Annotated in this window: 10 protein-coding genes; 1 reads left to right on the top strand and 9 read right to left on the bottom strand. The window is 65.3% G+C overall.

Features of this window, described 5'->3' with window-relative positions; translation table 11 throughout:
• The first annotated feature begins 162 nt into the window (after positions 1–162).
• Positions 163–2,529, top strand: coding sequence for a TonB-dependent receptor (locus JNM03_RS01375; protein WP_294033871.1), 2,367 nt, complete (start codon positions 163–165; stop codon positions 2,527–2,529).
• 336 nt (positions 2,530–2,865) lie between these two features.
• Here JNM03_RS01375 and JNM03_RS01370 read toward each other — a convergent pair whose 3' ends face one another.
• The 9 genes from JNM03_RS01370 to ybaL form a co-directional block, all read right to left on the bottom strand.
• Positions 2,866–4,455 (bottom strand): GMC family oxidoreductase, encoded by a 1,590-nt coding sequence (locus JNM03_RS01370; RefSeq protein WP_294033870.1) that lies wholly within the window; start codon positions 4,453–4,455, stop codon positions 2,866–2,868.
• 115 nt (positions 4,456–4,570) lie between these two features.
• Positions 4,571–5,482, bottom strand: coding sequence for a sterol desaturase family protein (locus tag JNM03_RS01365; protein ID WP_294033869.1), 912 nt, complete (start codon positions 5,480–5,482; stop codon positions 4,571–4,573).
• Complete coding sequence (locus JNM03_RS01360) at positions 5,475–5,882, bottom strand: hypothetical protein (protein ID WP_294033868.1); 408 nt, start codon at positions 5,880–5,882, stop codon at positions 5,475–5,477. The genes JNM03_RS01365 and JNM03_RS01360 overlap by 8 nt, the downstream gene beginning before the upstream one ends.
• Positions 5,879–6,313, bottom strand: coding sequence for a TIGR01244 family sulfur transferase (locus JNM03_RS01355; protein WP_294033867.1), 435 nt, complete (start codon positions 6,311–6,313; stop codon positions 5,879–5,881). The genes JNM03_RS01360 and JNM03_RS01355 overlap by 4 nt, the downstream gene beginning before the upstream one ends.
• A gap of 51 nt (positions 6,314–6,364) precedes the next feature.
• Positions 6,365–6,958, bottom strand: coding sequence for a hypothetical protein (locus JNM03_RS01350; RefSeq protein WP_294033866.1), 594 nt, complete (start codon positions 6,956–6,958; stop codon positions 6,365–6,367).
• Positions 6,959–7,029: 71 nt separating this feature from the next.
• Positions 7,030–7,842, bottom strand: a complete 813-nt coding sequence (locus JNM03_RS01345; RefSeq protein WP_294033865.1) for a sterol desaturase family protein — start codon at positions 7,840–7,842, stop codon at positions 7,030–7,032.
• A gap of 74 nt (positions 7,843–7,916) precedes the next feature.
• Positions 7,917–8,975: an AraC family transcriptional regulator gene (locus tag JNM03_RS01340; protein ID WP_294033864.1), complete on the bottom strand. Its 1,059-nt coding sequence runs from the start codon at positions 8,973–8,975 to the stop codon at positions 7,917–7,919.
• A 68-nt stretch (positions 8,976–9,043) separates the two neighbouring features.
• A complete protein-coding gene (gene recQ, locus JNM03_RS01335; protein WP_294033863.1) occupies positions 9,044–10,819 on the bottom strand; it encodes a DNA helicase RecQ in 1,776 nt (591 codons plus the stop codon).
• A gap of 70 nt (positions 10,820–10,889) precedes the next feature.
• Positions 10,890–12,527, bottom strand: a complete 1,638-nt coding sequence (gene ybaL, locus JNM03_RS01330) for a YbaL family putative K(+) efflux transporter (RefSeq protein WP_294033861.1) — start codon at positions 12,525–12,527, stop codon at positions 10,890–10,892.
• Positions 12,528–12,622 lie beyond the last annotated feature (95 nt).

The following is a 12,622-nucleotide window of genomic DNA, read 5'->3' as shown; positions in this document are numbered from 1 at the left end:
CCTACCGAGGTTCCTCCTGCGAACCACTTGTGGCCGGGATGCAACAGCTCCCGGCCATTTTTTCATGTTCGATTCGCACCCCATTGCCTTGTGCGACCCAAAGGCGCAGCAGTGATTGCCGTAGGGGCAAGATAGCCCCGCGCACGCAACTGGGAGGATAATATGCAAGTTCGCATCGCCCTGCTGGCGGGGCTTTCAACGCTCGCGCTCGCGATCACAACATCGGCCGCCGCACAGGAAACACCGGCGGATACCTATGACGGCAACGCCATCATCGTCACCGCGACCAAGCGCGACACGAGCATTCAGGACATTCCCTTCTCGATCAACGCGCAGACCGCCGAGGATATCCAGAAATCCGGCGCGGTCACGCTGGAAGACCTGTCGCGCAACGTCGCGGGTCTTTCGGTCCAGAACCTCGGGCCGGGGCAAAGCCAGGTGTCGGTGCGCGGCGTTTCGGCGGGACAGGTCGTCCGCGACCAGCCGGGCGTCAAGGAACAGGTCGGCGTCTATCTCGACGAAAGCGTGATCTCGCTTTCGCTCTTCACCCCCGATCTCGACCTGTTCGACCTCAACCGCGTCGAAACGCTGCGCGGTCCGCAGGGCACGCTGTTCGGATCGGGTTCGGTCGGCGGTACGATCCGCTACATCACCAACCAGCCCAAGCTCGGCGTGACCGAAGGGGCGGTCGAGGCGAACCTCAACCTTGTCGACGGCGACGATATCGGCGGCCACCTAAAGGGCGCGATCAATGTTCCGATGGGAGAGAAGGCGGCGCTGCGCGCGGTCGGCTATTACACCCGCTACGGCGGCTTCATCAACGCGATCGGCCCGGCGGGCGGCAACGACGTCAACAGCGGCGAACGCTATGGCGGACGCCTCGCGCTGACGTTCGAACCCAGCGAAAACCTGTCGATCACCCCGCGTATCGTCTATCAGAAGGTGACCGCCGACGGCTTCAACCGGCAGGAGATCTACAATCTCTATGCCAACGAGTTCACCACCACGCGGCCCAAGGTGACGTTCGACGAGCGCGAGCAATATCTGCTGCTGCGCGAAGGGTTCAAGGACGAAACCCTTATCGCCGACCTCAAGATCGACATCGGCCTTGGCGGGGCAAAGCTCACCTCGGTGACCAGCTATATCAACCGCGACATCCTCGTCAGCCGCGACGCCAGCGCGCTCACCGGTTCGGTGTCGGTCGATCTTGGCTTCCCCGACGCGGGCGTCCTGCTGCCGTCGAACCTTGTCGATACGACCGATCTCAAAACCTGGACGCAGGAAGCGCGCATCGCGTCGGACAATGACAGCCCGTTCCAGTGGGTGCTCGGTGCCTTCTATTCGAAGATCGACCGCGTCTATTCGCAGACGCTGCCGACGCCGGGCTATGACGCGGTGACCGACGCGACGCTCGGTGCCGGGACATCGGCGGCGGTCGCGAACGGCTTCGCCGCCAATTCGCCCTACAATGCGTATCTGCCCTACGACATCAAGCAGTTCGCGCTGTTCGGCGAGGTCAGCTACGACATCACCGATGCCTTCACCGCAACGGCGGGCGGGCGCTATTACGACTTCAAGGAAACGCGCAGCTTCAAGTCTGGCGGCCTCTTCGCAAACGGCGACAACCGCACCGACAGCACGAAGTCGAGCGGCTTCACCCCGCGCTTCCTCCTGTCTTACGACGTTGCGAAGGATGTCACGATCAATGCCCAGGCGTCGAAGGGCTTCCGCCTCGGCGGGGTCAACGATCCGCTCAACCTGCCGCTCTGCTCGCCCGCCGACGCGGCGCTGTTCGGCGGCTTCCAGAGCTATAACGACGAATCGCTGTGGAACTACGAACTCGGCGTGAAGTCCGGGGGGCGCGGTTTCACCTTCAACGCGGCTGGTTTCTATAACGATATCCGCAACCTGCAGGTGACACTCGATGCGGGAAGCTGCTCGTCGCGTATCGTCTTCAACGTGCCGAAAGCGCACTCGATGGGGCTTGAATTCGAACTGGGGTTGAACCCCACCGAAGGACTCGACTTCAACCTGTCGGGCAGCATCATCGAGGCCGAATTCGACACCACCCTGCCCGGCGCGCTGGTCACCGCGACCGGCATTCGCGATGGCAACCGCCTGCCCTCGGTGCCGAAATTCCAGCTATCGGCCTCGGGCAGTTATGAATTCCCGGTCAGCGATACGGCAAAGGCCTATGTGTCGGCTTCTGTCCAGCACGTCGGCACCCGCTATACCCAGCCGGCGGATCAGGAGAATAATCCGCGCACCTTCGTCCACGGCCTGCCCTTCGGCGGCGCCCCGGCGGGGGCCGCAACGACGGTCGACCTCCAACTGCCCGACTATCAGTTGGTGAACCTCAGCGCCGGGGTCGATTTCGATAACGGCCTGTCGCTGGTCGCCTATGTGAACAACCTGTTCGACGAGAATGCCCTGCTGTCGTTCGACCGCGAACGCGGCGGGCGCGCGCGCCTCGGCTACACGGTCGGCCAGCCACGCACCTTCGGCATTACCGCGCGCAAGACGTTCTGATCGCGGTCGGGATCGGCTTCCCGCAATGTCGGAAGCCGATCCCGATGCTGCACAAATTGCTGCACAAATTTTGGGCGGGGCTGCCGCAATTTTGGCCTTCCCAACATGACATTAATGTGGCATTCATTGCGTCAACAGTTTCAGGAGGGGAGAGCCTGAAAGGCTGGGCCGGGACGAAAGTTCCGGCCCTCTTTTTTTGTGCGCAGCATATTTCCGCGATAAAGTTTAGATATTACAGTATCGTATGTGCCAATCGCGCAGCATGGGCAACGCACAGCGGCGACCAAGGCGACGTCGAATCGTGCGCCAGCTCACCGATCCGACCGCGACCGACCGCTATGACGCCAGCGCCGCCTTCACGAAATCCGCGGCGCGTTCGCCGATCATGATGCTCGGCGCATTGGTGTTGCCCGACACCAGCCGCGGCATCACGCTGGCGTCGGCGACCCACAATCCATCGACGCCGTTGAGCTTCAGCGCGGGGTCGACCACGGCATCGCCATCGCTGCCCATCCGGCACGTGCCGACGGGGTGATAGACGGTGTCGGCACGGCTGCGAATCAGCGCATCCAGCGCTGCATCATCGTCGATATCGACCGGATGCCGGTCGGCCCCGGCATAATCGCGCAGCGGCGGCGCGGCGGCGATGCGGTGCATCATCCGCACGCCGGCCCGCAGTGTATCCATGTCGCGATCGTCGGTCAGAAAGCCCGGATCGATAACCGGCGGCGCCGCCGCATCGCGCGACGCCAGCGTAACCGACCCCCGGCTCTCGGGCCGCAGCACGCAGGCGTGGCAGGAAAAGCCATGGCCCTTCACCTTGGTGCGGCCATGATCCTCCAGCATCGCGGGGACGAAATGATACTGGATGTCGGGCGCGGGCAGGTCGGGGCGCGATTTCCAGAATCCTCCGGCCTCGGCAAAGCAGGTCGTCATGATCCCGGTGCGCCGGGTGCGATGTTCGAAGATCGCCTTCACCATCCGCCATGTACCGCCAAGGCTGTCGCCGAGCGGGTCGCGCGAGCGGGTTTCCCAGCTCGACACATAGTCGATATGATCCTGCAGATTCGCACCGACGCCGCCGCGATCGGCAACGACGTCGATGCCCTTGTCCTTCAGGTGCGCGGCGGGGCCGATCCCCGACAGCATCAGGATCTGTGGGCTGTTGAACGCCCCGGCCGACAGCACCACGCCGCCCCGCGCGCGCAGCGTTTCGGTGGCACGCCCCCGGCGGATCACCACGCCCGTTGCACGGCCGTTCTCGACCAGGATCTTTTCGACCAGCGCCCCGGTGCGCACCGCGAAGTTCGGCTTCTCTCGCAGCGGCTCGACATAGGCGCGCGCCGCCGACCAGCGCTCGCCCCCCTTTTGCGTTACCTGATAGAGGCCGAACCCCTCTTGGCTCGCCCCGTTGAAATCGGGCGTGCGCGGCAACTGCAACGCCGCGGCGCTTTCGATGAAGCGGCGGCTCGTCACATTCGGCCAGCGCTGATCCATGACGTTCAGCGGACCGCCCGCGCCGTGGAAATCGTCGGCTCCCCGCTCATTGCCCTCGGCCCGCTTGAACCAGGGCAGCACGTCGGCGTAGCTCCACCCCGTCGCGCCGAGCGAGGCCCATTGATCATAGTCGAAGGCATGGCCGCGAATATAGACCATCGCGTTGATCGCGCTCGATCCCCCCAGCCCGCGCCCGCGCGGCTGGTACCCCGTGCGGCCGTTGAGGCCCGGCTGCGGCACCGTTTCATATTTGTAGTTCGACGCACCCGGGATGAAGGGCATGAAGCCCGGCGTCTTGATCAGCATATTGTCGTTGCGTCCGCCCGCCTCGACCAGACAGACCATCCGCGACCCATCCTCGGCAAGCCGTCCCGCCGCCGCGCTTCCCGCGCTTCCCCCGCCGATGACGATGATGTCGAACTGATCCATGCCGCGACTCTCCCTTGCGCCGCCTGCTGGCGGTCGTCCCGATGCTTACATGAATGTCATTAAGTGGCGAAGCAAGACCCATTCCCGATCGCGCTCTACGCATCGGATGGCTGGGCTATTCGGCCGGCTCTGCCGCCCGCCCCGCGCGCCAGCGGTCCTTGATCATCGCACTCGTCGCGCGGCTGCCGTCGTGGCTCCAGCCGGGCTCGCGCCACATATAGGACAGCTTGTGCTTCCACGGCGCGTGCCACACATCTTTCGCGATCCCCACCCACTCGTGCACCGCGGCCCACAGGATGTTGAAGCTGCCGAGTTGCTTGACGATGCCATAGCGGACCGGTTCGTCGTCGCGCTCCGGAACGAAGCTGCCGAACATCTTGTCCCAGATGATGAAGACACCGGCATAGTTCGCGTCGAGGTAGCGGGGATTCACGCCATGGTGAACGCGGTGGTGCGATGGGGTGTTCATCACCGCCTCGAACCATGCGGGCAGCCGCTTGATCGCCTCTGTATGGATCCAGAACTGGTAGATCAGGTTGATGCCGGCGCAGAAGAACACCATCGCCGGTGGAAAACCGATCAGGAACAGCGGCAGGCGGAACAGGAAGGTCAGGCTGAAAAAGCCGGTCCAGGTCTGCCGGAGCGCGGTCGAGAGATTATAATGCTGCGAGCTGTGGTGGATGACGTGGCTCGCCCAGAACCAGCGCACGCGATGCGCGCTCCGGTGAAAGACATAATAGGCGAGATCGTCGAGGAAAAAGCAGAGGATCCACGCCCACCACCAGGTCCGGAAATCGATACCGATATCGAACAGACGGAACTGGTAGACCCACACCGCCATCGCGACCACCGCCGCACCGACGAGCGCCCCCGCGACCTGACTGACCGTGCCGAGCATCAGCGAGGTCAGCGTATCGCGCGCCTCATAACGACTTTTGTCGGCGCGCAGCGAGATCACCATCTCCGCGATCAACAGCAGGATGAAGGCGGGCACCGCATAGACGACGGGGTCGGGCAATTTATCCACAGTTGAGATCCCGCATCCGGCTCGCCCACATCCCCGCGTCCTTCCCCAGTTGCAACGTCACCGCGCCGAACGTCTTCTCCGGCATCGTCAACGTCAGGAAATCCTTGTCGAGCCGGCCAACGACAGCGGCATCGACCGGCCGCGCCGCGAAATGATTGCCATGCGCACGGACCAGCATCATCCGTCCCTCGCCATTGCGTACGATCGCGGAAAAGCCCGCGCGGTCGCGGGCCACCTCGACGCCCCGGAATCCCGCTTCGGCCTCTTCGGCCAGCCGGATGGCATGTTCGGCATCCTGAATGCGCGGATCGGCGCCCAGCCCCATGCGCTTGACCAGCCAGGCGACGAAAAGCACCGCGACGAGCGATATGCCAAGCTGGATCAGGTCTTGTGCGGTCATCGATCCCCCGCGAGCGCGTCGAGCATCGGTCGCAGCCCGGAGAGGTCATAGCCGGCTTTGGCTGCCGCTTCGACGATCCCGTCGACGTCCTTCCCACCGCGCGCCTGCGCCAGCGCCCAAAGGTGCGTCGAGCGCGTACCCGACCGGCAATAGGCAAGGATCGGCCCGGTCGCATCGGCCAGCAGCGTGTCCAGCGCATCGATCTGCGGATGACTGAAGCCCGCATGGCCGATCGGGATAGCGGCATAGGCCAGTCCTTCGGCGGCCGCGGCCTGTCCGATGTCGAGTCCCTGCGGCGCCGCCGGCTCCTCGCCGTCAGGCCGGTTGTTGACGATCATCGCAAAGCCCTGAGCCTTGGCCTCGGCGACATCCTCGATGCTGATCTGCGGGGCGACGCTGAAGTCGGCGGACAGGGGTCTGAAATCGCTCATGCCAGCGATCTACTCCCGCCGCCCGCTTGCTGACAAGCGTGAAGGTGCGGTTCAGCCGTTCGGATATTGGCTGATGCAATCCTGCATCTCATCCCAAAGCCCGGTCGCGGCGGAAAGCTGGACCACTGCGGCTTCCTTGCCGAGCAGCTTGACCCGCATCTCCCTGCCCGCCTTGAGCCGAGGCCAGACCGCCGACTGGAGGTGGCCGAGCTTGTAGCTCGTCTTGCCACCCGCGGTCTCACCATAGACGAAACGGGCGGCGACATGGCCATCGACGAAGATCGCGGTACCCGGAAAGCTTGCGTAGGTGACGCCGCCATCGAGCGCATCGACATAATTGCCCTCGGCGTCCTCGACCGATCCTGCGCCCTTCTCATGTTTCGCGCCCTCATCATCGCCGATCGCGGGAAGCCTCTTGCCCGACAGCCAGACATAACCATCCTCGAAATTGGTGAAGGCAAGCCGCAGGGTCAGATCCTTGCCGAGCATTCGCGTCGCGGTGCAATTGTTGCCGCGCGACTGAAAGGTCCAGCCATCGCCGAAGGCCAGATCCTTTTCGGGAATGGGCGGTGGCTCGAACGCTGCCGACGAACCGGCGGCGAGGAGCAAGGCGAGCGGCAAAAGCCAGGCAGGCGAGGTGCGCATGAAATCTCCCAACTTCATCGCGACCCGACCTGCTGCCTATTCCCGCCGCCGCGCCTGTCAAGCGCCCGCCGTCAGGCGGCTGCTCCCGCCCGCTCGCCGGCCTCGACCGGCGGCCGCGACACGACCTCGTGAAACCGCGCGGCATAGTCGGGATGCTCGGTCCCCATCATCTTGTCCCACCAGGTGAAATAGAGGCCATAGTTGGTGTTGAAGCCGCCCGCATGGTGCAGGTCGTGGTGCGTCGTCGTGTTGATCCAGCGCGTCGCGGGGCTTGAAAGCCACCAGCGCGGATGCAGTTCGAACCCGGCATGCCCCATCGCGTTACGGATGATCTGGAAATTGATCCACAGGAACATGACCCACACCGGTGTTGCGACGAAGAACAGCCAGATCGGGACGAACAGGATCATGATGAACGCTTCGGGAATCGCGAAGCTATAGGCCGCCCACGGGGTCGGCGTGATCGACCGGTGGTGCGCGCGGTGGAAATGCTTGAACAGCTTCGGATGGTGCATCGCGCGATGAACCCAATAGAAATAGGCGTCGTGCGCGACGACGATCGCGGCGAGCAACGCCGCATCGCCCCAAAAGCCGTAACTACCCTGAAACCGATGCAACACGCCCGTATCGACGCCCCAGACGATGAACAGCGCGACGAACAGATAGACGCCGACGGTCTGGAGCGATTGCAGGAACTCGCGGCGCTTGTCGGCGGCGGTCGCTTCGCGCGCCTGAATCTTGCGCGCCGCGATGCGCGACCGGCGCAGCCCCCAGACGACGGCGCTCGTGACGCTCGCCGCGATCAGGTAGCGGCCGAAATCGAACGCGAACATCGCGGGGCCTTGCTTCAGCAAGATGGCAAGGGGAGGAATCTGATCGATCATGGCGTCGTCCTTGTTGCGGATCGTGCCCATCAAGCGGATTGCCGCGCCGCCGGCCCCCCGGTGTCGAAAATCGACTAGCCGATTTCGGAATCGGCGAGGCGCGCGGCACGATATTCGCTCGGCGTCATGCCCTCTGCATCGCGAAAGGCGCGGTTGAACGGTCCCAGCGATCCGAAACCGGCATCGAGCGCGATCGTCAGGATCGGCACCTCGCGCTGCGCCGGATCGGCCAGCGCCGACCGAACCTCGTCGAGACGAAAACCATTCAGAAAGGCGGTGAAATTGCGATAGCCCATTTCACCGTTGATCGCGCGCCGTACCCGATATTCAGCTTCGCCGAGCCGCGCCGCCAGCGCCGCGATCGAGAAACCTTCGGCGCGATAAGCCCGCTCGTCGGCCATGACCGCGTGCAGCCGGAGCGCCAGCGACGAGGGCGGGGACAATCCTTCGATCGACTTTTCGGGCGCATCGGACACCGCGAACAGTTCGGCGGAGCGGAACCGGTACAACCCCACCGACACGATGAGCGTGGCAATGAGAATCGCGGCGAGCGTCAGCGTGCGGGCGAGGTCGTGGTCCATATCGCGATCGTGGAACATCTCGAGAAAGCTCACCCAGATCACAAAGCCGCCAATCGCGCCGACGACGCCGAGGCGAAAGCTGCGCCGCGCCTCGATCAAATCGTTCGCGCGGCCGCGCCACGCGATCCACATCCCCGCGATGGCAAAGCCGAACATGCCCGCGCGCACGAGGGCCCAGATCGGCAAACTGAAATGGCCCGTCGTCGCGATCAGCACGATCTGGATCAGCGGCAGCGTACCGAACGCCGCGACCAGCACCCAGCTTCGCCGGCCGACGCGTTGCTGGTCATCGAACCACAATCGCGCGAACAGCCAGAACAGCGCCGGCACCATCACCGACAGGGCGTCGGCGATCACATAGGGAAAGCGTGTCGGTCCATCGGGATGCAGCACCCGCGCCAGCAGATAGGCGACGATCGCCACGTTCATCGCGATCGCGACCCTCGCCGCCGGCACGGTGCGATGATCGCGCCAGAGCAGGGCGATCCACAGCAGGAACAGCGCGGTCGCACCCCCGCGAATCATTGGATCGATCGTGTCGAGAATTCCCATGCGCGCGGTGCTATCGCAGGATCGCGCAGCCCGCCACCAGCGGTTTGTCGTCGCGCCGATACCGGCGATCAGTGCTGCCGGATCACGTCCAGAAACGCATCGCCCCAAGCTTCTAGCTTCCTGGCACCGACGCCAGGAATCGTCCCCAGTTCGCTGCGTGTCGCCGGCCGCTCGTTCGCCATCGCGCGCAGCACCGCATCGTGAAATATGACATAGGGCGGCACCTGCGCCTCGGCGGCGAGTTCGCGGCGCATCGCGCGCAGCGCGTCGAACAGCGGATCGCCAACCGGATTCGCTTCGGCGCGGTCCCCACGCGAAGCCCGTTGCGTGCGCTTCACGGGCGGTTCCGCCATCAGCACCGGCGTCTCGCCCTTCATCACCGCGCGCCCGGCGGGGCCGAACATCAGCCCGCCATGCTCGGTCGTCTCCAGTGCCTCGCGCGCGACGAGGGTGCGGACGAGCGGTTTGATCAGCCGGGCCTCTTCGCCTTCGACGATCCCGAACACCGACAGTTTGTCATGTCCCCGGCTGGCGATGCGTTCATCGCTTCGCCCCGTCAGCACCGCTTCGACATGTCCCGCACCATAGCTTTGCCCGGTACGATAGACGGCAGAGAGCAGTTTCTGCGCCAGCACCGTCGCATCGACCTGACGCGGCGGGTCGAGGCAATTGTCGCAATTGCCGCAGCGTTCGGGCGGCACTTCGCCAAAATGACGCAGCAGCAGCGCGCGGCGACACTCGACCGTTTCCACCAGCGCGGCGAGCGCGTTCAACCGCGCGCGTTCGCCTGCGATCCGCGCGTCGGGCAGTTCGCCCAGCCGCATCCGCGCCCGCGCGAAATCCTCCGCCCCCCACAGCATCAGCGCTTCGGCCGGGTCGCCGTCGCGCCCGGCGCGCCCCGTTTCCTGATAATAGCTTTCGATCGATTTCGGCAGCCCGGCGTGCGCGACAAAGCGGACATCGGGCTTGTCGATCCCCATCCCGAAGGCGACCGTCGCGGTGACGATCCCGTCCTCCGACGCGACGAAATCATGCTGCACCTGCGCCCGGCGCTCGGGGTCGAGCCCGGCGTGATAGGCGGCCACACGGCGCCCCGTCGCCGCCGCGAGTTTCTCCGCCATCCGCTCGGTCCCGTCGCGGGTCGGGCAATAGACGATCCCCGGCCCCGGATTGGCGATGATGAAATCGGTGAGCTGCCTCGCGGGCGATACGCGCGGCCCCACCCGATAGCGGATATTCGGCCGGTCGAAGCCGGCGAGTATCAGCCCTTCCGCCGGAATGCCAAGCTGGACGAGAATATCCTCGCGCGTATGCTTGTCGGCGGTCGCCGTCAGCGCCAGTCGGGGCACATCGGGAAACGCATCCAGCAGCGGGCGAAGCAGACGATAGTCGGGCCGGAAATCATGCCCCCATTCGCTCACGCAATGCGCCTCGTCGATCGCGAACAGCGCCGGACGGCGCGCCGCCATCAGTGAACGAAACCCCTCACCCGTCGCGCGCTCCGGCGCGATATAGAGAAGGTCGAGCCCGCCGTCACGATAGGCCTGCCGCGTGTCGGCCCAGTCGGCATCGACGCTTGTCAGGCTCGCCGCCCGAATACCCGCCGCGCGCGCGCCGCGAAGCTGGTCGTGCATCAGCGCGATCAGCGGCGACACGACGACGACACAGCCGTCCAGCGCCACGGCGGGAAGCTGGTAGGTCAACGACTTGCCTGCGCCGGTCGGCATCACCGCCAGCGTCCGCTCGCCGGCCATCACGCGGCCGACAACCTCTGCCTGGCGACCGCGAAAGGCATCGAAACCAAAGGTAGACTTGAGCAACGGGAGGAGAGTGTCGGCGGACATTGCGAGGCCGCGATAGGGAAGATGGCGAAGCGGGGGAAGCCCTATCCGTCACCCCCGGCAGCACATGGCATCACGCCCCTGCCAGCATCGCTCTTTCCGTCATTCGCGCGGCGGTCTCGCGCTCGGCCATCACGACATGATCGGCGCCGCGCCGCGCCAGATCGGCGACCTCCTCGTCCGAATGCGCGCGCGCGACGATGACAAGCTTCGGGTTGATCGCCCGTGCGCGGCGGACGATCGCGCCGGCTTCCGCCCCCTCGGGAATCGCGACAAGCAGCGTGCGAGCGGTGTCGAGCCCGGCTTTGCGCAACACGCTCTCCTTCGTCGCATCGCCGATGATGACGGTCGCGCCCGCCGCTTCGGCCGCGGCGGCCATATCCTTCTGGTCCTCGATCACCGTCAGCCGCTCACCTCGTCCGCAGATCAGGCCGCCGATATGGCTGCCGACACGGCCATAGCCGATCAGCACCACGCCGGGGCCCGCCGGGACCGCGGCGGCGGCGACATCGGTGCCGGCTTCGGACGCCTCCCCGGCCCGGATGCGACGGACCATCAGCGTGAAGAGGATCGGGTTGAGGAGGATCGACAGGATCGACCCTGCCAGGATCAGGTCGCGCGCCTCGGACGGCATCACCTTCAGCCCGACGCCGAGTCCGGCGAGGATGAACGAGAATTCGCCGATCTGCGCGAGGCTGACCGCGATCGTCATCGCGGTCTGGTTCGGATGGCCGAAGGCGCGGACGATCGCATAGGCCGCGAACGACTTGCCGACGACGATGATCGCCACCGTCGCGATCAACGGCAGCGGCTGCTCGACCAGCACCTTCGGGTCGAACAACATTCCCACCGACACGAAGAACAGCACCGCGAAGGCGTCGCGCAGCGGCAGCGTCTCCTCCGCCGCGCGGCGGCTCAATTGCGTCTCGCCCAGGATCATCCCGGCAAAGAAGGCACCGAGCGCAAAGCTCACGTCGAATACCACCGCCGCGCCGAACGCGACCCCCAGCGCGATCGCCAGCACGGCAAGGCGGAACAGCTCGCGCGAACCCGAATGCGCGACCCAGTGCAGCACCGCGGGCAATATCCGCCGCGCCACGACGAGCATGAAGGCCACGAAGCCGACGACCTTGACCAGCACGATCCCTGCCGACTGAAACAGTCCGGCGCTGCCGCCTTCATCGCCGCGCGACCCGAACATCGCGGGCAACAGCACCAGCGCGAGCACCATCGCCAGATCTTCGACGATCAGCCATCCGACCGCGATGCGCCCCTTCTCGGTCTCGACCATGTCGCGTGCCTGCAGCGCCCGCAACAGCACCACCGTGCTCGCGACCGACAGCGCGAGGCCAAAGATCAGGCTGCCGGCAAAGGGCCAGCCGAGCCACAGCCCCAGCGCGGTGCCGAGTGCGGTCGCCACCGCAATCTGTACGATCGCACCCGGCACCGCGATGCGCCGTACCGACAACAGATCCTTCAGCGAAAAATGCAGCCCGACCCCGAACATCAGCAGGATCACGCCGATTTCCGCGAGTTGGAGCGCGAGCCCGGTATCGGCGACAAACCCCGGGGTGAACGGTCCGACCAGGGTGCCCGCGAGCAGATAGCCCGCGATCGGCGAAATCCGCAGACGATGCGCGAGCGCCCCCATCAGGAAGGCAACGCCAAGGCCGGCAACCAAGGTACCGATCAGGGTGGTGTCGTGCGGCATAGGGCAGCGTAAAGGGCGCAGGCGCGCATGGTCAAGCAACCCAAGTGATTTTGTTGCGATTGGTTGCCCGGTGCTGAATGTGAGGGCGGACTGGG

The sequence above is a fragment of the Sphingopyxis sp. genome (assembly GCF_016793825.1).
Taxonomy (GTDB): domain Bacteria; phylum Pseudomonadota; class Alphaproteobacteria; order Sphingomonadales; family Sphingomonadaceae; genus Sphingopyxis.
This window is presented reverse-complemented; position numbering and strand designations above follow the sequence as displayed.